This is a genomic window from Burkholderia sp. BCC0397, from assembly GCF_902832865.1.
GTDB lineage: Bacteria > Pseudomonadota > Gammaproteobacteria > Burkholderiales > Burkholderiaceae > Burkholderia.
The window spans coordinates 615,608-639,108 of the sequence record NZ_CADFDL010000004.1 but is presented as its reverse complement, the minus strand read 5'-3'; the positions used below and the strand labels follow the sequence as shown (position 1 = coordinate 639,108).

Here is a 23,501-nt window from a genome sequence, read left to right as displayed (position 1 = left end):
CGTACGCGCCGCCCTTCCAACGAGGAGTTCCATGTCCATTGCCCTGAAGCGCGCGCCGCGGCGCGCCCTGTCGCCTGTCCGCTGGCTCGCCGCCGCTGCCGCCGCCCTGTCGATCGCGGCACCCGCGCTCGCGCAGGCCGCGACCGTCAACGTCGTCGCCGCCGAGAATTTCTACGGCGACGTCGCGTCGCAGATCGGCGGCCGCCATGTCGCGGTCACGAGCATCCTCAGCAATCCGGATCAGGATCCGCACCTGTTCGAGGCGAGCCCGAAAACGGCCCGGGCGCTCCAGCACGCGCAGGTCGTGATCTACAACGGCGCCGACTACGATCCGTGGATGGGCAAGCTGCTCGGCGCATCGAAGCAGGCGAAGCGCGCGACGATCGTCGTCGCCGAGCTGGTCGGCAAGAAGGCCGGCGACAACCCGCACCTGTGGTACGACCCGGCGACGATGCCGGCGGCCGCACGCGCGATCGCGGCCGAGTTCGGCCGCGCCGACCCGGCGAACAAGGCCGAGTACGACGCGAACCTGCAGAAATTCGTCGCGTCGCTGAAGCCCGTCGACGACAAGGTCGCCGCGCTGCGCGCGAAATACAAGGGCGTGCCCGTGACGGCCACCGAGCCCGTGTTCGGCTATATGTCGGATGCGATCGGCCTCGACATGCGCAACCAGCGCTTCCAGCTCGCGACGATGAACGACACCGAGGCGAGTGCGCAGGACGTCGCCGCGTTCGAGAACGACCTGCGCAAGAAGCAGGTGCGCGTGCTGATCTACAACAGCCAGGCCGAAGAACCGATGACCAAGCGCATGCTGAAGATCGCGCGCGACGGCGGCGTGCCGACCGTCAGCGTCACCGAGACGCAGCCGGCCGGCAAGACCTTCCAGCAATGGATGATCGGCCAGCTCGACGCGCTCGCCGCCGCGCTGGCCGCCGGCAAGCAATAACACGACCGCAACACCATGACCGCCACTCCCCACGCCCTCGCCGTCGATCGCGTCACGCTCGAACTGGGCGGCCGCACGATCCTGCGCGATGTCAGCTTCTCGATCGAGCCCGGCGAATTCGTCGGCGTGCTCGGGCCGAACGGCGCGGGCAAGACGACGCTGATGCGCGCGGTGCTCGGCCTCGTCCCCGTGTCGGCCGGCACGCTGTCGGTCGGCGGCGTGCCGGTCGTGCGCGGCAACGCATCGATCGGCTACATGCCGCAGATCAGGAGCGGCCTCGCGAACCGCCGGATGCGCGGTTACGACTTCGTCGCGATGGCCGCCGACGGCTACCGCTGGGGCCTGCCGCACACGAACGCGGCCACGCGCCGCGACGTCGATCGCGTGCTCGATCTCGTCGGCGGCACGTCGCTCGCGCGCCGGCCGCTGTCCGAACTGTCGGGCGGCGAACGGCAGCGGCTGCTGCTCGCGCAATGCCTGCTCGGCAATCCGAAGCTGCTGCTGCTCGACGAGCCGCTGATCAGCCTCGACCCGAACCATCAGCGCGGCGTCGTCGAACTGGTGCGCAACGTGCAGCGCGAGCTCGGCATCACCGTGCTGTTCTCCGCGCACGAACTGAATCCGCTGCTGAACGCGCTCGACCGCGTGCTGTATCTCGGCAACGGCGTCGCGGCGCTCGGCACCGTCGACGAGGTGATCACGAAGCCCGTGCTGTCGCGGCTCTACGGATCGCCGATCGACGTGATGCGCGTGAACGGCAAGATCTTCGTGATGTCGGGCGACGTCGAGATCGAGAAGCACGATCACGAACACGAGGACGACGACGGTCACTCGCACGGCGGTGGCGGCGGCCACGGCCATCACCACCACGGACACGCTCATCCCGGGCATTCGCACGATGTTTGAATACGACTTCATGATCAACGCCTTCGCGGCGTCCGGGATCGTCGCGGTGCTCGCGGGCATCGTCGGCTATTTCCTGGTGCTGCGCGGGCAGACCTTCGCCGGCCACGCGCTGTCGCACGTCGGCTTCACCGGCGCGACGGGCGCGGTGCTGCTCGGCCTCTCGCCGATCTGGGGGATGGTCGGCTTCACGCTCGCGGCCGGGATCGGGATGGGTGCGCTCGGCGAAAAGCTCGCGGGCCGCGACGTCGCGATCGGCGTGATCCTGTCCGGCGCGCTCGGCTTCGGCCTGCTGTTCCTGCACTTCTACACGTCGTTCGCGACGCAGGTCACCGCGCTGCTGTTCGGCAACGTGCTCGCGGTCAGCCGCGACACGCTCGCGGTGCTCGCCGGCATCGGCGCGGTGAGCCTCGCCGCGCTCGCGCTGATCGCGCGGCCGCTGTTGTTCGCGTCGCTTCAACCTGAACTGGCCGAAGCCAAGGGCGTGTCGCTGCGCACGGTGTCGATGCTGTTCCTCGCGGTATGCGCACTCGCGGTGGCCGCGGCGACGCAGATCGTCGGCGTGCTGCTCGTGTTCACGCTGCTGGTCGGGCCGGCGGCCGCCGCGCAGAACGTGTCGACGCGACTGTCGACGGGCGTGCTGCTCGCCGCGCTGTTCGCGCTGTTCGAAGCGTGGGCCGGCATCGTGCTCGCGTACCACACCGACTGGCCGACGAGCTTCTGGATCACCGCGCTGTCGGCGCTCGTGTATGGCGCGAGCCTGTTGCGGCGCAACTGATCGGCCCGGCGATCGCCGCCCGATGCCAAAAAAACGCCGGCGTGCCCGAGGGCAGCGCCGGCGTTTTTTTCATGCGCCCGCGAGTTGCGTGCGGCGCGCCGTATGCGTTACCTGCTTCCGCCGCTGCTCACCGCACAAGCACGCGCGTGATGCGCGAGGTGATCGGCGATGAACGTCGAGATGAAGTAGTAGCCGTGGTCGTAGCCCGGATGGCGGCGCAGCGTCAGCGGCTGGCCAGCCTTCGCGCACGCGGCTTCGAACACGTCGGGGTTCAGCTGGTTCGCGAGGAATTGATCAGCGAGACCCTGATCGATCAGGATGCCATCCGCGAACTTCGGCGCATCGGCGCGCGCGACGAGTTCGCTCGCGTCGTGTGCCTTCCATGCATCGCGATCGTCACCGAGGTAACCCGAGAACGCCTTCTCGCCCCACGGGCAGCGCGTCGGCGCGGCGATCGGCGCGAACGCCGACACCGACCGGTACAGGCCCGGATGACGCAACGCGAGCGTCAGCGCCCCGTGCCCGCCCATCGAGTGCCCGAAAATGCCGAGCCGCGCGCCGTCGATCGGCAGCTCGGCCGCGACGAGCTCGCGCAGCTCGCCCGTCACGTAGGACTCCATCCGGTAATGCGTCGACCACGGCGCTTCGGTCGCATCGACGTAGAAGCCCGCGCCGACGCCGAAGTCCCATGCATCGGTCTCGCCCGGTACGCCCGCGCCGCGCGGGCTCGTGTCGGGCATCACGAGCGCGATGCCGTGCTGCGCCGCGTATTGCTGCGCGCCGGCCTTGATCGCGAACGTCTCGTCGGTGCACGTGAGCCCCGCGAGATAGAACAGCGCCGGCACGCGCCCGTGCGCGGCCTGCGGCGGCAGGTACACCGAAAACTTCATCGGCAGGCCGATGGCGGCCGAATCGTGACGGTAGAAACGCTGCTCGCCGCCGTGGCACGCATGCGAGGAAACGAGTTCGAGCATGGCGGTGCGCTCCCGGTCAGTACAGCACGACCGAGCGGATCGACTCGCCGGCCTTCATCAGGTCGAAGCCTTCGTTGATCCGCTCGAGCGGCAGCGTGTGCGTGATCAGGTCGTCGATGTTGATCTTGCCTTCCATGTACCAGTCGACGATCTTCGGCACGTCGGTGCGGCCACGCGCGCCGCCGAACGCCGAGCCCTTCCATTCGCGCCCCGTCACCAGCTGGAATGGACGCGTGGCGATCTCCTCGCCGGCCGCAGCCACGCCGATGATGAACGACTGGCCCCAGCCCTTGTGCGTGCATTCGAGCGCCTGGCGCATCAGCTTCACGTTGCCGACGCATTCGAACGAGTAGTCGGCGCCGCCGTCGGTCAGTTGCACGATGTGGTCGACGACGTTCTCGACTTCGTTCGGGTTGATGAAGTGCGTCATCCCGAACTTCTTCGCGAGCTCGACGCGCTTCGGGTTGATGTCGACGCCGATGATCTTGTCCGCGCCGACCATCTTCGCGCCCTGGATCACGTTCAGGCCGATCCCGCCGAGGCCGAACACGACGACGTTCGCGCCGGCCTCGACCTTCGCCGAGTACACGACCGCGCCGACGCCCGTCGTCACGCCGCAGCCGATGTAGCAGATCTTGTCGAACGGCGCGTCCTCGCGCACCTTCGCGACCGCGATCTCCGGCACGACGATGTAGTTCGAGAACGTCGACGTGCCCATGTAGTGGAACAGCGGCTTGCCGTCGAGCGAGAAGCGCGACGTCGCGTCCGGCATCAGGCCCTTGCCCTGCGTCGCGCGGATCTTCTGGCACAGGTTGGTCTTGCGCGACAGGCAGAACTTGCACTCGCGGCATTCGGGCGTGTAGAGCGGAATCACGTGGTCGCCCTTCCTCACGGTGCCGACGCCGGGGCCGACGTCGACCACCACGCCCGCGCCTTCATGGCCGAGGATCGCCGGGAAGATCCCTTCCGGATCGGCGCCCGACAGCGTGTAGTAGTCGGTGTGGCAGATGCCCGTCGCCTTCACTTCGATCAGCACTTCGCCGGCGCGCGGCCCTTCGAGATCGACTTCCTCGATCGTCAGCGGCGCACCCGCCTTCCATGCAATCGCGGCTTTCGTTTTCATCGTGTCACTCCTGTGTGTCGGTGAGATCGGCCCGGGCCGGCGTGTCGGCGCCGGCCGGGGTTTCATGCAAAGCGGTCGAAGCCGTGCCGCGCGGCACGGCGCAAGAATCTCGTGCTCGCCATGATGGCCGCTCCCGCCGCGCATCGCGTGCGGGAAACGGTCGCCGGCTTGCCAGGATGCGTCATCGCTGGCGCAAAAGAACAAGTGTTCGAGTTTAAACGCCCGTCGTGAACCATGCATCCGTGCGCGCGTACAGATCGACGAAGCGTGCGTGGCGTGCGGCCAGCGGGCGGTCGTCCTGCGGTGCCGCGACCGGCGACGCGCTCGGCGCCAGCGCGCGCAACGCCTCTTCACGCCAATGCCCGATCGCGACGCCCGCGAGCAGCGCGGCGCCGCGCGTCGCGGCGTTCGGGCAGTCGATCGCCTGCAGCGACGCGCCGAGCGCGTCGGCGAGCAACTGGCGCCAGCGCGGATCGACCGAGCCGCCGCCCGCGAGGCGCAGCGTCGTCACCGCGTCGCCCCGATCGGCGTCGCGGATCGCATCGAGCCCCGCGCGCAACGCGAACGCGACGCCTTCGAATGCGGCGCGCATCATCGCGCCGCGCGTGTCGCCGAGCCCGAGGCCGAGCCAGCCGCCGCGCGCATCGGGGTTCATCCACGGCGAACGCTCGCCGGTCAGGTACGGCAGGAAGCACAGCCGTTCGGACGCCGGCTGCGCGAACGCGTCGTCATACGCATCGGCCCATCGCGCGTAGCCGAGCCAGCCGCGCACGGCTTCGAGCGCGAGCCCGACGTTCTGCATCGCCGCCATCGTGTAATAGCCGCCGCCGGCCGCCGCACGATAGCGATGCAATCCGCGCCGCGCGGGCGGCAGCGCATCCGCGAGCACGACGATCTGCCCGCCGCTGCCGGTCGTCAGCAGCGCGTCGCCGGCCGCGGCCAGCCCGCTGCCGAGCGCCGCGCACGCGGTATCGGCCGCGCCCGTTGCGAGCGGCACGCCGGCCGGCAGGCCGAGCGCGGCGGCGGCCGGCGCGCCGAGTACGCCGCAGCGCGCGGTGGACGCACGAACCGGCGCGAAGCGGTCGGCAGGCAGGCCGAGCGTGTCGATCAAGGCGATATCCCACGCGCCGTCGGGCGTCGCGAGCGCGGTTGCGCACGCGTCGCTCGGATCGGCCGCCACGTCGCCGCCGAGCGCGATGCGCAGCCAGTCCTTCGGCTGCACGGCCCAGCGCGCGGCACGCAGCGCATCGGGTTCGTGCGCCGCCAGCCAGCGCAACAGCGGGCCCGCCATGCCGGGCGCGACGGGATTCGGGACGACGGGTAATCCGGCGACGGGCAATCCGGCGACGGGCAATCCGGCGACGGGCAATCCGGCCGCCGGCCAGCCGGCCGCGTCCGCCTCGCGCGCCGCGCGCGTGTCGGGCCACAGCAGCGCGGGCCGCACCGGCTGGCCGGCCGCGTCGATCAGCACGACGCCATGCATCTGGCCCGAAAAGCCGATCGCCGCGACCTGCGCGCGCTCGTCGGCCGGCAGCCGTGCGGCCGCGCGCACGAGCGCCTGCCACCAGGTGTCGGGCGCGATTTCCGCCCAGCCGGGCTGCGGCGACGACAACCCATAAGGTTCGCTCGCGACGGCCCGCTCGACGCCGTCGGCATCGAGCGTGACGAGTTTGACGGAGCCAGTGCCGAGGTCGATTCCGAGCAGGCGCATGACGTAAGGAGATTCGTATGAACGGATGTCGATGATAACGGGATCGCGATGCGCGCCCCGGTTTTTGCCGCCGCGTCGACGCATCGAAAGGGCGGTCGGCTCGCCGCGCTCCACCGGCTGCACCTTGCACGCAAAAGCGGCCGGTCGCGGGTTAACCCGGCACGGTTTCCGCACACCGCTTTTTGCCACTATGCGGCTCGCCCGATACACACCATAAAGCGCGCCATATTTGACATGGGGGCCGGCGCTATTTTGAAGCGCTATAAAACCGGTACACCTCACTCCTGCGGCAGTTTCCCGATGATCGACCCCCTGCTCCATACCGAAATGGCATATCGAACCAGCAAAGAGCGGAATAGAACCCAGTGCTCTTGTTGCATGGATTCATTCCGAATAACTTCGTATCACCCCGAAAACAAGATCATGGAGTGAGACAGATGCAATCGAACACGGTCCATCCGTGCGATGAAGTGCTGCCGACCGGCAAGCTGGTAACGCTTGGCCTGCAACACGTCCTCGTCATGTACGCCGGCGCCGTCGCCGTGCCGCTTATCGTCGGCGCCGCGCTCAAGCTGCCGAAAGACCAGATCGCGTTCCTGATCAGCGCCGATCTGTTTTCGTGCGGCATCGCCACGCTGATCCAGACGCTCGGCCTGTGGATCTTCGGGATCCGCCTGCCCGTCATCATGGGCTGCACGTTCGCGGCCGTCGGCCCGATGATCGCGATCGGCACGAACCCCGGCCTCGGCATTCTCGACATCTTCGGCTCGACCATCGCCGCCGGCATCATCGGCATCGTGCTCGCGCCGATGATCGGCAAGCTGTTGCGGTTCTTCCCGCCCGTGGTCGTCGGCACGGTGATCGCCGTGATCGGGCTGTCGCTGATGGAAGTGGGCATCAACTGGGCGGCCGGCGGCGTCGGCAATCCCGAGTACGGCAGCCCCGTCTATCTCGGCCTGTCGCTGCTCGTGCTCATGCTGATCCTGCTGATCAACAAGTTCGGCCGCGGCTTCATCGCGAACATCTCGGTGCTGCTCGGCATCGTCGCCGGCTTCGTGATCGCGTTCGCGATCGGCCGCGTGAACACCGACGGCGTGGCGCATGCGCCGTGGGTCGGCTTCGTGATGCCGTTCCACTTCGGCCTGCCGCACTTCGACCCGCTGTCGATCGTGACGATGGTCACGGTGATGTTCGTCACGTTCATCGAATCGACCGGCATGTTCCTCGCGGTCGGCGACATGGTCGATCGCCCGGTCAACCAGGAGCGCCTCGTGCGCGGCCTGCGCGTCGACGGCCTCGGCACGCTGATCGGCGGCATCTTCAACTCGTTCCCGCATACGTCGTTCTCGCAGAACGTCGGCCTGATCGGCGTGACGGGCGTGAAGAGCCGCTTCGTGTGTGCGACGGGCGGCGTGATCCTCGTGCTGCTCGGGCTGTTCCCGAAGATGGCGCAGGTCGTCGCGTCGGTGCCGCCGTTCGTACTCGGCGGCGCAGGCATCGTGATGTTCGGGATGGTCGCCGCGAACGGCATCAAGGTGCTGTCGAAGGTCGACTTCGTGAACAACTCGCACAACCTGTTCATCGTCGCCGTGAGCGTCGGGATGGGCCTCGTGCCGGTCGTGTCGCCGCACTTCTTCTCGAAGCTGCCGCCCGCGCTCGCGCCGATCCTGCACAGCGGCATCCTGCTGGCATCGGCCTCGGCCGTGATCCTGAACATCGTGTTCAACGGCGTGAAAGGCGAAAAGGATGCGCGCTGCGAGATTCGGCGCGCGGGACACGACTTCGACGGGCGGTCAGCCGATCTGCACTGATGGACATCACGCATGCGTCGGCTTGTGACGGGCCGGCGCTTGCCGCATGGTGCGTAAGGAGCCGCTTCACACCGTCAAAATGTGCAGCACTACGCGGCAGATCGCGGCCAAGACCTCATTTCACTTGGCAAGGGCATTCATGCGGGCAACCGGGAAGGAAGTCGATTTCTACTCGTCGGCCATTATCCGGAAAACCGTTCAAATGATGCGACTTATAAAGCCTGGCATCGACGTCGATAGGTGCTCGACCAAGCCCCAATGTGACTAGAAGCCCCTTGATACTTTCCGCGCGTTGTTGAGCCAGCACGCGCGGCTGTCTTTCGTCAGCTTCGGCAAGGCCACCGACAGACGTACGATCAAGATTGGGATATTTGAGTTGAAGGTCTATCGTCCAATTGGCCAGCTTTATGAGCTCATCGCCGGGCACTTTGGCAGAATCTCTTTCAAACGAAACATCAAGCGTATGAACCGGGGAGCAGGCGAATGTCCCGGCCGAGAAAAATACCAGTGCAATACATGCCGGTCCTTTTACCATATCGATTTTCCGTTGGGTCCAATCAGATTCAACACGGATCGCCCTGCCACACCGCCTCTAATCCTCATAGATCACATACCCGGCAATGCTATCCGCATTATTGATTGCGAGATCGGGGCGCGTCCGAGCCAATACCAAGCACTCGCGCATGAAATATTGATGATCCTGAGCGCCAAAAGTGTCGGCAAAATGAGTGCACTCATGAATCAGTGTCGATAACATCGAGTCCTTCGCGCTGGATATGGGACGCATCCCACAAAAGTTCTCATGGATACAAATAGTATGCGTAGCAGTGTCAGGGCCGCAAACATGAGCGACGGCACCATCAGGATCCTTGTTATTCGGCGTACAACCAAGATATCGATCAAGTTCCTCTGATTGACGAACAAAGTTTCGAGGCTTGAGATCGCGCATCACCCGACTTACTCGTGCGAGGCCGACTGTCAGACGTTGCCGAATCGTTTCATCGCTTGAGCCAAACCACGTTGCGACGCGCTGACGTTCGACCGCCCCCCACTTGCGTAAGTCTACGAGCCGTACGTCGATCATTTGTACGGCTCTGTCGCGTAATGTTAGAACCATACGGCGAAATTCCGCATCAGTCATGTTTGGACAGATGGGCGGCCCGTTCGATATCAATGCTTCGATTATCGAACCTTCGTTCATGTCTGTCATCGCCTCTGCAATTGCTACACGATCGCCGTCACTCATTCTTCTTCCCCGCTGACTTCCAGTTTTACCGATTCAGACTTCGCTGTGACCACTCGCATGGTATGGCCCTGCGCATCAGTAGTCCCTGACGCCAGCACGTCACCACGGTAATTTGTGATCCAATACCGAACACCCGCAACAGGTTGCCTGGACTTCTTGTTGCGAATGACGAACTGCTGATCGTGGACTGCTGTGCCTCCTCTTGCAGGGGCGACACCTAAGGCATTCTTCCCTGCCAACCGCGCCACCTCTTCCGCGGTAAAGGTCATCTTCATGCCGCGCTCGGCATAGAAAACAGGTGGCGGATTGCAATCGCAGACGTTGATATCACCACTCAACGCCCACGGCTTGCCGTTTGGTCCAGTGCCGGGCCAGCGTGGGCCCTCCGGGGCGACAAACCCTTCCTGCCTGCATGCCGTGCAGTACGTCTTCATGTAGAGCGTTGCGATATGTACGCGCGGCGGCGGATTGGAACAGGTGACGTCCTCCAGTCCTTCCGTAATCGTGGCGCTGCCGCCCTGATCACCTTTGGCAAGGAAATAACGAATCATGAGGTCTTGCCTCGATGCACAGCAGTTAGGCGCTTCATAACGGTGAAGGCGTCAGCAGATACCAAGCCATCACGCTCAGGGCTATCGGTAATGACGTCGCCGTTATCTAGTTCGCTACCGACGAAAGCCAGCGGCTGGAAGTCTCCGTTATCCACCAGCCCAAGGCCGCTTATGATTCGCGCGGTCGAACCGTCTGCGTAGTGAATCCGATTACCCACGACACCAGCCTTGCCAAGGCGGACACCGGTGTCCCACGTGCCGGTAGCTTCGCGCAACGCACCGCCTCGTGCGGTCGTGGCTCCTCGTACAGCCAACCGGTAGCGCGGCAGCGCAGGCGGCGGCACATAATCCTCGTTAAACAATCCCTCGGCCGTTTCGCCAGCCTGTACCTGAATTCCCCACAGCCGCTGAAGCGTTTCGACGATACGATCGCCGTTGCTCAACCGACTACCCACCAGCGCAAACGGCTTATCGCTGCAAATCGCATATTCGCCTGCGCCATCCATAATGACGGCCTCGCTGCCATCCTCGTAGGTGACGACATCGCCAACACGGGCAACGACAAGCCCGGCGACTGTCAGGCCGCTGGTAGCATTGGTTACCCGCCCACCGCGCTCAGTGAGCGCCCCGATGGTGGCAAAAAGATGGGTCGGTGCAGTCTGCTCGCTCTTCATCCGGATTTCCTTTCTCGACAATGGGTGAGGAATGCTCCATGCAAAATTTGCACGGACGAGAAAGAAGAATCAATCAGACGAATTCGAATTTCGTATAACTAATTATTATAAGAACCGTTCAACAGCAAATGAGCCTGCAGCCGCTGGCTTCCATCGAGCCGTGATCCTGAACATCGTGTTCAACGGCGTGAAAGGCGAAAAGGATGCGCGCTGCGAGATTCGGCGCGCGGGACACGACTTCGATGGGCGTCCCGCCGACGTGCACCACTGATCGCGCCGCACCGGACGACGGCGCGAAGCGGTAACGACGAACGCCACGGCATGCCGTGGCGTTTTGTTTGATTCCCCGCACGATCCGACAGCGCAAAAGAAAACGCCACGGATTTGCGTCCGTGGCGTTTTCGTTTCCGCATACAGCCGGTTCGACGTGCAAGCGCGGCAGACCGCGCCTGCCCCTTCTCCGTGCTTACCCGTTCGTCGCAGTGACCGACGCAGGCGCCGGAGCGGCCGCCTTGTCGTAATCGACCGGTGCATCCGGCGCGCGCGGCGCTTCGCCTGCGCGCTGGATCCAGCCGCCGCCGAGCGCGCGGTACAGGTCGACCAGGTTCGTCCAGCGTGCCAGACGTGCGCTGATCAGCGACTGCTGCGCCGAGTACAGATCCGTCTGCGCGGTCAGCACCGACAGGTAGCTGTCGACACCGTTCTTGTAACGCAGGTCCGACAGATCGAAGCGACGCTGCTGCGCGTGCTCGTTGCGCTCGAGCGCCGCGATCTGCTGATCATACGTGCCGCGTGCGGCAAGACCGTCCGACACTTCGCGGAATGCCGACTGGATCGCCTTCTCGTAGTTCGCGATCTCGATGCGCTTCTGCACGTTCGCGAGATCGAGGTTCGCGATGTTCTGCCCGCCTTCGAAGATCGGCAGCGCGATGCTCGGCGCGAACGACCACGCCGCCGTGCCGGCCTTGAACAGGCCGCCCAGCGTCGGGCTCGCGGTGCCGAACGCGCCCGTCAGCGAGATCTTCGGGAAGAACGCCGCGCGGGCCGCGCCGATGTTCGCGTTCGCGGCCAGCAGCGTCTGCTCGGCCTGCATCACGTCAGGACGACGCGTCAGCAGATCCGACGGCAGGCCAGCCGGCACATCAGTCAGCAGGTTCTGCGCGTCGAGCGGCATGCCCGCCGGCAGATCGTCCGGCAGCGGCTCGCCGACCAGCAGCACCAGCGCGTTCAGCGCCTGCGCGCGGGCACGTGCCTGCGCCTGCTGGTTCGCGAGCGCCGTCTCGACCACCGTCTGCGCCTGACGCAGCTCGAGCTCGGAGCCCGTGCCGTTGTCGAACTGCAGCTTGGTCAAGTCGTACGACGCCTGCGCAGACTTCAGCGTGTCCTCCGTGACCTTCAGCAGATCGTCGGTCGACAGCAGCGTCAGGTACTGGTCAGCCACCTGCGACACCAGCGATATCTCCGACGCCTGCCGCGCGTACGACGTCGACAGGTACTGCGCGAGCGCCTGATCCTTCAGGCTCTGCACACGGCCGAACAGGTCGAGCTCCCACGACGCGGACAGCCCGACGTTGTAGGTGCGCGAGATCAGCGGCGCCCTTGTCGTCGACACACCGGCCGGCAGACGCTGGATGTTGCCGGTGCCGGTACCGTCGAGCGTCGGGAACAGCCCCGCGCGCGTGATCTGGTACTGCGCACGCGCCGCCTCGATGTTCAGCACCGACACGCGCAGGTCGCGGTTGTTTTTCAGCGCGATCTCGATCAGCCGCTGCAGGCGCGGATCGACGAAGAACTCGCGCCAGCCGATGGCAGTCGCCGCCTGGCCGTTCGCGCTGCGCGCGCCGGCCGCGCCCGGCTGCGTCGCGTAGACGCCGCCGGCCGGGTACGCCTGCGCGACGGGTGCGTCGGGCCGCTTGTAATGCGGCGCCATCGTGCAGCCCGTGGCAAAGAGCGCGACTGCGATTGCAGTCAAAGCGTGTTTTTGCATCATCACTGTCCCTTGTTGCCTTGGTCGCCGTTGCCCGGCTTCTCTTCGTGGTGCGAGTGCTCCTGAGCCAGGCGCAGCGCCTCGTCGGCATCTTCCTTCTCGCCGCTGAAGATCGCACGGATCTTCACGAAGAACATCGGGATCATGAAAATCGCGAGGAACGTCGCCGTGATCATCCCGCCGATCACGCCCGTGCCGATCGCGTGCTGGCTGGCCGAACCCGCGCCGTTGCTGATCGCGAGCGGCATCACGCCGAGAATGAACGCGAGCGACGTCATCAGGATCGGGCGCAGCCGCAGGCGCGCCGCTTCCAGCGCGGCCTCGATCGGCCCCATCTTCTCCGTCACCTGAAGTTCGCGTGCGAACTCGACGATCAGGATCGCGTTCTTCGCGGACAAGCCCACGGTGGTCAGCAGGCCGACCTGGAAGAACACGTCGTTCTCGAGGCCGCGCATCGTGGCCGCGAGCAGCGCACCGATCACGCCGAGCGGCACGACCATGATCACCGAGAACGGGATCGACCAGCTTTCATACAGTGCCGCGAGACACAGGAACACGACCAGGATCGAGATCGCGTACAGGATCGGCGCCTGCGAACCGGACTGGATTTCCTGGAACGACAGGCCCGTCCACGAATAGCCGATACCGACCGGCAGCTTCTTCGCGAGCCCTTCCATCGCGGTCATCGCCTGACCGGTCGACTTGCCCGGTGCGGCCTGACCCTGGATTTCCATCGCCGACACACCGTTGTAGCGCTCGAGCTTCGGCGAACCGTACGTCCAGTGACCGGTCGAGAACGCGCTGAACGGCACCATCCCGCCCGACCCGTTGCGCACGTACCAGATGTTCATGTCTTCCGGCGTCATGCGGAACGGCGCATCGGCCTGCACGTACACCTTCTTGATCCGGCCGTCGGTATCGAGGAAGTTGTTCACGTACTTCGACGCCCACGCGATCGAGAACGTCTGGTCGATCGCATCCGCCGTCACGCCCAGTGCATTCGCCTTCTCGCGGTCGATGTTGACCTTGTACTGCGGCGTATCGTTCAGGCCGTTCGGACGCACGCCCTGCAGCGTCGGATCCTTCGAAGCCATCCCGAGCAGCTGGTTACGTGCGGCCATCAGCGCATCGTGGCCGAGACCGGCGTTGTCCGTCAGCTCGAAGTCGAAGCCGGCAGCGGTACCGAGTTCGGGAATCGACGGCGGGTTGAACGGGATCACGAGCGCGTCCTTGTAGCTCCCGTAGCGCCCGAACATCCGGCCGATCAGCGCCTGCACCTTCTGGTTCGCATGCTGACGCTGCGAGTAGTCCTTCAGGCGGACGAACACGAGACCCGAGTTCTGGCCGCGGCCCGCGAAGCTGAAGCCGTTGACCGTGAACGCCGATTCGACGATTTCCTTCTCGTCCTTCAGCAGGTAGTCGGAAATGTTCGCGAGCGTCTTCGCGGTCGTTTCCTGCGTCGAACCCGACGGCGTCTGCACGATCACGAACATCAGGCCCTGGTCTTCATCGGGCAGGAACGACTTCGGCAGGCGCACGAACAGCAGCCCGACCGCGACGATCACGACCAGATAGATGATGAGCCAGCGGCCCGAGCGCTTGATCACGTGGTGCACGCCGACGTGGTACTTGTCGCGGCTGTTGTTGAACGTGCGGTTGAACCAGCCGAAGAAGCCCTTCTTCTCTTCGTGATGCCCTTGCGGGATCGGCTTGAGGATCGTCGCGCACAGCGCCGGCGTCAGAATCAACGCGACGAGCACCGACAGCACCATCGCCGACACGATCGTCAGCGAGAACTGACGATAGATCGCGCCGACCGAGCCGCCCGAGAACGCCACCGGCACGAACACCGCCGACAGCACGAGCGCCACGCCGACGAGTGCGCCGGTGATCTGGCCCATCGCCTTGCGGGTCGCCTCCTTCGGTGACAAGCCCTCTTCCGCCATCACGCGCTCGACGTTCTCGACCACCACGATCGCATCGTCGACCAGCAGGCCGATCGCGAGCACGAGGCCGAACATCGACAGCGTGTTGATCGAGAACCCGACCATCGACATGATCGCGAACGTACCGAGCAGCACGACCGGCACCGCGATCGTCGGGATGATCGTCGCCCGCAGGTTCTGCAGGAACAGATACATCACGAGGAACACGAGCACGATACCTTCGAGCAGCGTCTTGACCACTTCCTCGATCGACAGCTTCACGAACGGCGTCGTGTCGTACGGATACTTCACGACGAGGCCGTGCGGGAAGAACGGTGCGAGCTCGTCGATCTTCGCGCGCACGGCCTTCGCGGTCGCGAGCGCGTTCGCGTTGGTCGCGAGCTGGATACCGAGCGCCGCGGTCGGCTGACCGTTGTACTTCGTGTCGAAGTTGTAGTTTTCGCCGCCGAGGCCAATCTGCGCAACGTCCTTCAGGCGAACCTGCGAGCCGTCCTGGTTGACCTTCAGCAGGATGTTGCCGAACTGCTCGGGCGTCTGCAGCAGCGTCGATTCGGTGATCGTCGCCTGCAGCACGGTGCCCGGCTTCGCCGGCGTGCCGCCGATCTGGCCGCCCGCGATCTGCACGTTCTGCGCGGTGATCGCCGAGCTGACGTCGACCGGCGTGAGGCCGTAGTTGGTCAGGCGGTTCGGGTCGAGCCAGATCCGCATCGCGTACTGCGAGCCGAACAGCGTGACAGTACCGACGCCGTTCAACCGGCTGATCGGATCCTTCACGTGCGACGCCACGAAGTTCGCGAGGTCGTACTTGTTCATGCTGCCGTCTTCGGAGTTGAAGGCGAGCACCAGCAGGAAGCTGCTGCTCGACTTCGTGACCGACAGACCGAGCTGCTGCACGACCTGCGGCAGAACCGGCGTCGCGAGCGACAGCTTGTTCTGCACCTGGACCTGCGCGATGTCGGCGTTGGTGCCCGGCGCGAAGGTCAGCGTGATCGTTGCGTTGCCCGAGTCGTCACTCGTCGACGACATGTACAGGAAGTTGTCGAGACCGCTCATCTGCTGCTCGATCACCTGCGTCACCGTGTCTTCCACCGTCTTCGCGGAAGCGCCCGGGTAGTTCGCGGTGATCTGGATCGATGGCGGCGCGATCGTCGGATACTGCGAGATCGGTAGCGTGAAGATCGCCGCAACCCCGGCCAGCATCAGGATGATGGCGATCACCCACGCGAAGATCGGGCGATCGATAAAAAACTTTGCCATGAAACAGGCTCCCTGTTATTTCGCGCTCGACGCAGCGGCGGCGCTCGCCGGTGCTGCGCCCGATGCGGCGGCACCCGAAGCGGCTACGCCGGAACCGGCGGCGGCCGGCGCGGCGGGGGCAGCAGCACCCGAGGCGGCATCGGCCGCCGGGGCGAGCTGCGCGGCGACGGTCTTCACGGTCGCGCCCGGGCGCACCTTGTCGACGCCTTGCACGATCACGTGATCGCCCGCCTGCAGACCGCCTTCGACGACCCAGTTCTGGCCTTGCATGCCGGTGGTCTTCAGCGGACGCGGCTCGACCTTGTTGCTGGCGTTCACCACCATCGCGATCGCCTGGCCCTTCTGGTCGTGCGTGACGCCGATCTGCGGCACCAGGAACGCGTTCTCGTTCACGCCTTCCTCGATGCGTGCGCGCACGAACATCCCCGGCAGCAGCACGCGGCCCGGGTTCGGGAACACCGCGCGGATCGTCACCGAGCCGGTGGTCTGGTCGACCGTCACGTCCGAGAACTGCAGCTTGCCGGCTTCCGAATAGGTCTTGCCGTCTTCCAGGATCAGCGACACCTTCGCCGCGCCCGGGCCGCTCGTCTTCAGGCGGCCGCTCTGCACGTCCTGGCGCAGCTTCAGCCCTTCGAGGCTCGACTGCGTGAGGTCCACGTACACCGGGTCGAGCTGCTGCACGGTCGACATCAGCGTCGCCTGGCTCGCCTGCACGTATGCGCCCGGCGTCACCTGCGAGATGCCGACGCGGCCGCTGATCGGCGACACGACATCCGTATAGCCGAGGTTGATCTGCGCGGTGTCGACCGCCGCCTTGCCGGACGCGACGTCCGCCGCGGCCTGGCCTTGCGTGGCGACCGCGTTGTCGTACTCCTGCTTGCTGACCGCGTTCGCGGCGACCAGCACCTTGTAGCGCGCGACCAGCGCGTTCTGCGTGACGAGGTTCGCCTGCGCCTTCGCGAGCGTCGCCTTCGCGCTGTTCAGGGCCGCGATGTACGGCGCCGGATCGATCTTGTAGAGGCGCTGACCGGCCTTGACGTCGGTGCCTTCGGTGAATTCACGACGCAGCACGATGCCGTCGACCCGTGCGCGCACTTGCGCGACGAGGAATGCACTGGTGCGGCCCGGCAGGTCGGTGAAGACCGGTACGGCTTGCGGCTGGACGGTGACGACGCCGACTTCCGGCGTTTGCGGCGGCGGTGCCGATTCTTTTTTCCCGCACGCGGCCAGGAAAACGGCGGCCGTCGCGACAGTGATTAAGCGGTATGGAACCCGTTCGACGCGCATGGAGCGACCTCTGTGTATAACCAATGGAATAAGTGCCGCGCCCGACCGGAGCGCAACACGGATGCGCCTCGCGGCGCAGATCGAACACCTGAATTACTGGACTGCTAGATACAGCACGTCGGCACGAAACCTCCATGCCGACGGGGATGCCGCGAACTGCGGACTGGTACTAGGGCGGGAATCAGCAGAGTGGGATATTAACTGATTGCCACTTGGGTCATTCGATCGTAGGGTGGTATTGTATATACATTCACGAATGTATGTAAAAAGCCCGTTTGTACTCCGCAGGCTGTCCAGTCTTACAGATTGTTACCAACAGCAAGCATAGCCCGTCTGCATGACGACGACGAGGGTTGCGGGCCCCCATATTCACCGACGATCGATCCAATCAGGCCTGCACATGGTCAGACGTACCAAGGAGGAGGCGCTCGAGACACGCAATCGCATTCTCGACGCCGCCGAACACGTGTTCTTCGAGAAAGGCGTGTCGCACACGTCGCTCGCGGACATCGCCCAGCACGCCGGCGTGACGCGCGGCGCGATCTACTGGCATTTCGCGAACAAGAGCGAACTGTTCGATGCGATGTTCGACCGCGTGTTCCTGCCGATCGACGAACTGAAGCGGATGCCGCTCGACGCGCCGGGCAGCAATCCGCTCGAGAAGGTGCGCCAGATCCTGATCTGGTGCCTGCTCGGCGTGCAGCGCGACCCGCAGCTGCGGCGCGTGTTCAGCATCCTGTTCATGAAGTGCGAGTACGTCGCGGACATGGAGCCGCTGCTGCAGCGCAACCGCGCGGGGATGAGCGAGGCGCTGCACATGATCGACGCCGATCTCGCGGTGGCCGTGGGCCTCAAGCTGCTGCCCGAGCGGCTCGATACGTGGCGCGCGACGCTGATGCTGCACACGCTCGTCAGCGGGTTCGTGCGCGACATGCTGATGCTGCCCGACGAGATCGACGCCGAGCAGCATGCGGAAAAGCTCGTCGACGGCTGCTTCGACATGCTGCGCTACAGCCCGGCGATGCTGAAGGACGGCGACTGACCGCGCGGCGCATCGCGCGCCCCATCGCCGTGCCGGGTCAGGCTGCCTTCGCGCGCTGCGCGCGGGCGCGCCGGTTCGACGCGGCCACCGAATCGCGCGCCGGCATCGGCGCGCCGGCCAGTCCCGCGATCCACGCGTCGGTCGACATCACGGCCGCGAAATTCGACTGGAACACCACCGCATACGCGCGGTGAATCTCTTCGGCGCTCACCGCACCCGCTTCGTTCTCGTAAGGCAGCGCGCCCGTCGCATCGTTCAGGTACTCGACCTTCAACCCCGCATGCGCCGCGTGATAGACCGTCGACGCATTGCAGTTGTGCGTCATGTAGCCGGCCACCGCGAGCGTGTCGATGCCGTGCGCATCGAGCCACGCGGCGAGATCGGTGCCGGCGAACGAGCTGGCCTGCGCCTTCTCGATCCGATGCGCGTACGGCCGGCTGGCGACCACCGCGTGCAGCGCGACGCCGTCGGTGCCGGGCGCGAAGATCGGCGCGCCGGCCGGCGCGACGTGCTGAACCACGATCACCGGCACGTCGGCCGCGTGCGCGGCGTCGATCGCGCGACCGATGTTCGCGAGCGACAGGTCGAGCGGCGGATATTCGATCGGCAGGTTGCCCGTCACGTATTCGTTCTGCACGTCGATCACGATCAGTGCGCGGCGGGCAGCGGGACGGGAAGCAGAATGCGGGACGGCGGGCGACGCGGCGGCAAGCATGGCGGGCTCCTGGTCGGGAGGCGCTGCCCCGCCCCGGAGCGAGGCGGCCAGCAGTGCGATGCGATGCATTGTCGGGCCGCGTGGCTTGCGCCGATAGTGGCCCGATAGCCATTCTTCGATAAAATCGGGCCATCGCCTTTCCGGAGCCCGCCATGCTCGCCGCCGCCCCGCCCGTTCCGACCGTCGTCGCCGTGATCGCGTACGACGGCATCAGCCCGTTCCACCTGTCGGTGCCGTCGGTCGTGTTCGGCAAGGAACGCGACGCAGCCGCGTCGCCCGCGTTCGTGTTCCGCGTCTGCTCGGCCGAGCGCGGCCCGCTCGCGACGACGGGCGGCTTCACGATCACCGCGCCGTACGGGCTCGACGCGCTCGACGATGCGGACATCGTCATCGTGCCTTCCTGGCGCGACCCGGACGAAGTGCCGCCCGACGCGCTGCTCGATGCCGTGCGCGCGGTCGCCGCGCGCGGCGCCGAGCTCGTGGGCCTGTGCCTCGGCGCCTACGTGCTCGCCGCGGCCGGCTTGCTCGACGGCCGCCCGGCCACCACGCACTGGGCGTGGGCCGACGATTTCGCCCAGCGCTTTCCGCGCGTGAAACTCGATCCCGACGTGCTGTACGTGGACGACGGCAACGTGATGACGTCGGCCGGCACGGCAGCCGGCCTCGACTGCTGCCTGCACGTCGTGCGGCGGCGCTTCGGCTCGGATGCCGCGAACCGGATCGCGCGCCGCCTCGTGATCCCGCCGCACCGCCAGGGCGGGCAGGCGCAATACGTGCCGCAGCCGGTCGCTGCGCATCCGCGCGATGCGCGGCTCGCGGGCCTGCTCGACTGGGTGCGCGCCCATCTCGACGCCGCGCACAGCGTCGATTCGCTCGCCGAACGCGTGCTGATGAGCCGGCGCACGTTCACGCGCCATTTCCGCCAGGCAACGGGCACGACCGTCACCGCGTGGCTGCAGGCCGAACGGCTCGCGCGCGCGCAGCATCTGCTCGAAACCACCGGGCAATCGATCGACGCGATCGCGCAGGCGGCCGGCTACGGCTCGAGCGTGTCGCTGCGCCAGCATTTCGCGGGCGCGCTCGGCACGTCGCCGTCTGCGTATCGAAGGGAATTTCGCGGCGCCGGGGCCGGCGCCGATGCGGGACAGTGACGCCCGCCGCGCGAGCGGCGGGCAAACCGTGAAGCGGAACCGTGCGGCTGATCAGCCGCTCAGCCGGCGTTGAACCAGCGTGCCGCGTATAGCAGCAGCGCGACGAACACGATCATCGCCGCCCAGGCCCATACGGGCACCGTGCCGGAATCGCGATGCCGGAGCGCGCTCGCGGCACGCCCGCTCAGCGCGCCGCCGAGATGCGGCGGCAGCGAACGCTTCGTCGCAGCCACCAGCGAGGCCGGCCGCAGAAATACGTGCTGGCGTCGCTGCGCAGGGGCGCTCGCGCGATTCGGCGCGAGACCGTGCTTCGCCTGCACGACCGCGCAGAACTCGCGGAAGAACGTGTCGGTCCACTCGCGCAGCGCATTGTCGATCTGCCGCCCCGGCAGCTCGGCGAGCGGCCCGCTCGCCGTCGCCCAGACCACGTACTCGATCTGCGTGGCGGCCGCATCGTCATCCGGCATCAGCACGAGTTCGACCTGGCCGCGCAGCGCGCCGAGGCCGTCGGCCCGCGCCTTGAAGTTGAGCACGCGGCGCGGCTGCCCTTCGGCGTCGCCCTGCTCGGCGGCCGCATGCGCGCGCACGTCGTAGCGGGCGCGCAGCGGGCCGAGCGGCACCGTGATCGTCAGCGCGAACTCGCCGTGCGCGAGTTTCACGAACGATTCGCAATGATCGAAGCTCGCCCGCAGCAGCGCGAGATCCTCCAGCGCATCCCGCACGACAGGCGGCGCGAGCGGTACGCGTAACGTGTCGTTCAGTTCCATGACGCCTCCCCGATGAACGCGCGCCGCATCAGGACGTCTCGACGAGACTGTCGATCCGTGCGACATCGAAGGCGACGTAGAGCGCCAGCACGGCCGCCGCCGCCTTCGGTTCTTCGTAACTCCATGCGGCGTTCTCGATCACGCCGTCTTCCGTCTGCAAGTCGAAATGCACGGCTTGCCCCCTGAACGGGCAGGCCGTCGTGACGCCCGACTTCACGAGCCGGCGCATGTTGACGTCGCTGCGCGGCAGGTAATGGATGTCCGGGAGCCCCGCTTCACGCACGGTCAGCGCACCCTGCGAATCGGCATAGGTGATGCCGCGATGAATCACGCGCACGCGATGACGGTTCGGCACGATTTCGAGTCGAGGGTCGGCTGCATCGGACATCGTTTCTCCTTCGGGCGGCCGCCTGGCCGGGGCAGGAAACGAAAAAGCCACGGCACGCGTGCCGTGGCTTTCATTATGGGCGAAACTTCGTCCGATTGCGCGCCCGGGGCCCGGGCCGCGCGCGGCGGCTACTGCGCGCTCCACTGGAACGCGGCTTTCGCGCCGCCCTTCGCGCCGACCGTGACGGCGCGCGATTCGTCGCTGCCCTGGTACGACGCGTGCACCGTATAGCGCCCCGGCGGCAGCTTCACCAGCATGTACGGCCCGCGCGCGTCGGTTGCCAGCACCTCGGTGCCCTTGCCGTCGACGATCCGGACATGGACGTCGGCCAGGAACTCGCCGCCCTTGCCGGTGAAGCGCAGCGCCAGCGGCCACGATGCCTCGTTACTCTGGAATGCCGTCGACTGGTCCTTGCCGATACCGCCCGACACATAGCTGATATCGCCTTGCTGGCTCGCGGCGGGCAGACCGTCCGACTGCGCGTACGCGCCGGTCGCACCAGCCGCGAGGCCGGCGGTCAGCGCCGCGGCGACGGCAAATCGGGACACGTTGCGTAGATATTGCATGGCTCTCTCCTTGGGGTCGGAACACATACGGGGCGCAGCGTCACGCGAAACGTACGGCGGCGGCGCCCGCCGCGGCCGGCCAGGCCGGCCGTCGGCCGTCGCCGGTCAGCTCAGGTCGACCGGCACGAAGATCTGTGCATTATCGCGCTGGATCAGCAGAGCAAGACTGTTGCCCGCACCCTTCACCGCGTCGCGCAACTGCTCGGGGCTGGTGACCGGGCGGCCGTTGACCGCGAGGATCACGTCGCCGGGCTGGATGCCTGCGTTGGCGGCCGGCCCGCCGGCCTGCTGCACGATCAGCCCGTGCGACAGGTTGGCGGCGCTGCGCTCCTGCGGCGACAGCGGACGCACCGCGACACCCAGGCGGCCCTGCTCGACCGGCCCGCCGTCGTTCGACGCGAGCTTCGCATCGGCCATCGCGCCGAGCGTCACGCTGATCGACTTCTTCGACTTGTCGCGCCAGATCTGCAGGTCGGCCTTCGAACCCGGCTTCAGGTTCGCGATCTGCGCGGGCAGCGACGTCGAATCGGCGACCGGCGAACCGTTGACCGACAGGATCACGTCGCCCGGCTGCAGGCCGGCCTTCGCGGCCGGACCGTTGGCGTCGACCGAGCTGACGAGCGCGCCGTCCGGCTTCTGCAGCCCGAACGAGCTCGCGAGCGTCTGGTTCAGCCCCTGCACGGCGACGCCGAGACGGCCGCGGCTCACATGGCCCGTCTTCACGAGCTCGTCCTTCACCTTGATCGCCTCGTTGATCGGGATCGCGAACGACAGGCCCTGGAAGCCGCCCGTCTGCGAGTAGATCATCGAGTTGATGCCGATCACCTCGCCCTGCAGGTTGAACAGCGGGCCGCCCGAGTTGCCGGGATTCACCGGCACGTCGGTCTGGATGAACGGCGTGTAGTTCTCGTCCGGCAGCGCGCGCGACTTCGCGCTGATGATGCCCGACGTGACCGTGTTGTCGAAGCCGTACGGCGAGCCGATCGCGACGACCCACTGGCCGACCTTGCTCTGCGCCGGGTCGCCGATCTTCACGGTCGGCAGGCCGCTCGCGTCGATCTTCAGCACGGCGACGTCGGACTGCTTGTCGGAGCCGACGACCTTCGCCTTGTATTCGCGCTTGTCGGTCAGCTTGACCGTGACGACGTTCGCGCCGTCGATCACGTGCGCATTGGTGAGGATGTATCCGTCGGAACTGACGATGAAGCCCGACCCGAGGCTCGCGCTCGGCTGGTCGTCCGGCTGCGCGTCGCCGCCCATGCCCGGCACCTGGCCGTAGAAGTGCTTGAAGAACTGGTAGAACGGGTCGCTCGGATCGATCGGCAGCTGCGGCTGCGGCGCGCGCCGCGACACCTGCTTCACGACATGCTTCGCGCTGATGTTCACGACCGCCGGGCCGTAGGTCTCGACGAGCCCGGAGAAATCGGGAATGCCGGTCTTGGCCGCGGCTTCGGCCGGCATCAATGCCGCCTGCGCGGGCGTGATGATCTGCGGATCGGCGCGGCGGGTGCCGGCGAAATAGCCTGCCGACAGGGCGGCCGCCACGGCGACCGCGACGGTGCCGCGCGCAAGGAATCGGGTGTTCATCGTAGGACCTCCTCTTTGTTAGGACGCAGCGTAACGACCCTGACTTAAAGGAGGCTTAATCAGCCTTAAGCGGGGCTTAAGCGGCTGCCCG

Annotated in this window: 21 protein-coding genes; 6 read left to right on the top strand and 15 right to left on the bottom strand. The window is 66.3% G+C overall.

Going from position 1 to position 23,501, the window contains the following annotated elements; translation table 11 throughout:
• The first annotated feature begins 31 nt into the window (after positions 1 to 31).
• Genes HWX03_RS17060 through HWX03_RS17050 form a run of 3 tightly spaced genes read left to right on the top strand, consistent with a single transcriptional unit; the run spans position 32 to position 2,627 of the window.
• Positions 32 to 946 (top strand): metal ABC transporter solute-binding protein, encoded by a 915-nt coding sequence (locus tag HWX03_RS17060; RefSeq protein ID WP_175871948.1) that lies wholly within the window; start codon positions 32 to 34, stop codon positions 944 to 946.
• Between the two features lie 15 nt (positions 947 to 961).
• Positions 962 to 1,852 (top strand): ABC transporter ATP-binding protein, encoded by an 891-nt coding sequence (locus HWX03_RS17055; RefSeq protein WP_175871947.1) that lies wholly within the window; start codon positions 962 to 964, stop codon positions 1,850 to 1,852.
• Entirely contained in the window at positions 1,845 to 2,627 is a 783-nt protein-coding gene (locus HWX03_RS17050) for a metal ABC transporter permease (RefSeq protein WP_175871946.1), read from the top strand. The genes HWX03_RS17055 and HWX03_RS17050 overlap by 8 nt, the downstream gene beginning before the upstream one ends.
• A 107-nt stretch (positions 2,628 to 2,734) precedes the next feature.
• On the opposite strand, the gene fghA is transcribed toward HWX03_RS17050, so the two are convergent.
• The 3 genes from fghA to HWX03_RS17035 all read right to left on the bottom strand — a co-directional run bounded on the left by fghA (position 2,735) and on the right by HWX03_RS17035 (position 6,435).
• Positions 2,735 to 3,601, bottom strand: coding sequence for an S-formylglutathione hydrolase (fghA, locus tag HWX03_RS17045; protein ID WP_175871945.1), 867 nt, complete (start codon positions 3,599 to 3,601; stop codon positions 2,735 to 2,737).
• Between the two features lie 16 nt (positions 3,602 to 3,617).
• Positions 3,618 to 4,724, bottom strand: a complete 1,107-nt coding sequence (locus HWX03_RS17040) for an S-(hydroxymethyl)glutathione dehydrogenase/class III alcohol dehydrogenase (protein WP_175824253.1) — start codon at positions 4,722 to 4,724, stop codon at positions 3,618 to 3,620.
• 214 nt (positions 4,725 to 4,938) lie between these two features.
• Positions 4,939 to 6,435, bottom strand: a complete 1,497-nt coding sequence (locus HWX03_RS17035; RefSeq protein WP_175871944.1) for an FGGY family carbohydrate kinase — start codon at positions 6,433 to 6,435, stop codon at positions 4,939 to 4,941.
• Positions 6,436 to 6,872: 437 nt separating this feature from the next.
• On the opposite strand from HWX03_RS17035, the gene HWX03_RS17030 reads away from it, so the two are divergent.
• Positions 6,873 to 8,246, top strand: a complete 1,374-nt coding sequence (locus HWX03_RS17030; protein ID WP_175871943.1) for a nucleobase:cation symporter-2 family protein — start codon at positions 6,873 to 6,875, stop codon at positions 8,244 to 8,246.
• Positions 8,247 to 8,361: 115 nt separating this feature from the next.
• Here HWX03_RS17030 and HWX03_RS17025 read toward each other — a convergent pair whose 3' ends face one another.
• From HWX03_RS17025 to HWX03_RS16995, 7 genes are all read right to left on the bottom strand, one after another.
• Positions 8,362 to 8,781, bottom strand: coding sequence for a hypothetical protein (locus tag HWX03_RS17025; protein WP_175871942.1), 420 nt, complete (start codon positions 8,779 to 8,781; stop codon positions 8,362 to 8,364).
• 57 nt (positions 8,782 to 8,838) lie between these two features.
• Positions 8,839 to 9,492, bottom strand: coding sequence for a M35 family metallo-endopeptidase (locus tag HWX03_RS17020; protein ID WP_175871941.1), 654 nt, complete (start codon positions 9,490 to 9,492; stop codon positions 8,839 to 8,841).
• On the bottom strand, positions 9,489 to 10,043 hold the full coding sequence (locus tag HWX03_RS17015) for a hypothetical protein (RefSeq protein WP_175871940.1): 555 nt from the start codon (positions 10,041 to 10,043) through the stop codon (positions 9,489 to 9,491). Before HWX03_RS17015 ends, HWX03_RS17020 begins: the two co-directional genes overlap by 4 nt.
• The gene (locus HWX03_RS17010) at positions 10,040 to 10,717 is read right to left on the bottom strand and encodes a PAAR domain-containing protein (RefSeq protein ID WP_175871939.1); all 678 of its coding nucleotides are present in this window, start codon (positions 10,715 to 10,717) and stop codon (positions 10,040 to 10,042) included. The genes HWX03_RS17015 and HWX03_RS17010 overlap by 4 nt, the downstream gene beginning before the upstream one ends.
• Positions 10,718 to 11,183: 466 nt before the next feature.
• Complete coding sequence (locus HWX03_RS17005; RefSeq protein WP_175871938.1) at positions 11,184 to 12,707, bottom strand: efflux transporter outer membrane subunit; 1,524 nt, start codon at positions 12,705 to 12,707, stop codon at positions 11,184 to 11,186.
• A complete protein-coding gene (gene bpeB / locus HWX03_RS17000) occupies positions 12,707 to 15,907 on the bottom strand; it encodes an efflux RND transporter permease BpeB (RefSeq protein WP_175871937.1) in 3,201 nt (1,066 codons plus the stop codon). Before bpeB ends, HWX03_RS17005 begins: the two co-directional genes overlap by 1 nt.
• 15 nt (positions 15,908 to 15,922) lie before the next feature.
• The gene (locus HWX03_RS16995) at positions 15,923 to 17,194 is read right to left on the bottom strand and encodes an efflux RND transporter periplasmic adaptor subunit (RefSeq protein ID WP_175871936.1); all 1,272 of its coding nucleotides are present in this window, start codon (positions 17,192 to 17,194) and stop codon (positions 15,923 to 15,925) included.
• A 400-nt stretch (positions 17,195 to 17,594) separates the two neighbouring features.
• Between HWX03_RS16995 and HWX03_RS16990 the strand changes: the two genes are divergently transcribed.
• Positions 17,595 to 18,236, top strand: coding sequence for a TetR family transcriptional regulator (locus tag HWX03_RS16990; protein ID WP_175822398.1), 642 nt, complete (start codon positions 17,595 to 17,597; stop codon positions 18,234 to 18,236).
• Between the two features lie 37 nt (positions 18,237 to 18,273).
• Here HWX03_RS16990 and HWX03_RS16985 read toward each other — a convergent pair whose 3' ends face one another.
• On the bottom strand, positions 18,274 to 18,951 hold the full coding sequence (locus tag HWX03_RS16985; RefSeq protein ID WP_175871935.1) for a cysteine hydrolase family protein: 678 nt from the start codon (positions 18,949 to 18,951) through the stop codon (positions 18,274 to 18,276).
• Positions 18,952 to 19,103: 152 nt separating this feature from the next.
• On the opposite strand from HWX03_RS16985, the gene HWX03_RS16980 reads away from it, so the two are divergent.
• Positions 19,104 to 20,102 carry a helix-turn-helix domain-containing protein gene (locus tag HWX03_RS16980; RefSeq protein ID WP_175871934.1) on the top strand — a complete coding sequence of 333 codons (999 nt, stop codon included), beginning with the start codon at positions 19,104 to 19,106 and terminating at the stop codon, positions 20,100 to 20,102.
• A 59-nt stretch (positions 20,103 to 20,161) separates the two neighbouring features.
• Here HWX03_RS16980 and HWX03_RS16975 read toward each other — a convergent pair whose 3' ends face one another.
• The 4 genes from HWX03_RS16975 to HWX03_RS16960 form a co-directional block, all read right to left on the bottom strand.
• A complete protein-coding gene (locus HWX03_RS16975; RefSeq protein WP_175871933.1) occupies positions 20,162 to 20,869 on the bottom strand; it encodes an SRPBCC domain-containing protein in 708 nt (235 codons plus the stop codon).
• A gap of 28 nt (positions 20,870 to 20,897) precedes the next feature.
• Positions 20,898 to 21,257, bottom strand: a complete 360-nt coding sequence (locus tag HWX03_RS16970; protein ID WP_175871932.1) for a DUF427 domain-containing protein — start codon at positions 21,255 to 21,257, stop codon at positions 20,898 to 20,900.
• Between the two features lie 128 nt (positions 21,258 to 21,385).
• Positions 21,386 to 21,823 carry a carboxypeptidase-like regulatory domain-containing protein gene (locus tag HWX03_RS16965; RefSeq protein ID WP_050014530.1) on the bottom strand — a complete coding sequence of 146 codons (438 nt, stop codon included), beginning with the start codon at positions 21,821 to 21,823 and terminating at the stop codon, positions 21,386 to 21,388.
• Positions 21,824 to 21,928: 105 nt separating this feature from the next.
• Positions 21,929 to 23,410, bottom strand: a complete 1,482-nt coding sequence (locus HWX03_RS16960; protein ID WP_175871931.1) for a DegQ family serine endoprotease — start codon at positions 23,408 to 23,410, stop codon at positions 21,929 to 21,931.
• Positions 23,411 to 23,501 lie beyond the last annotated feature (91 nt).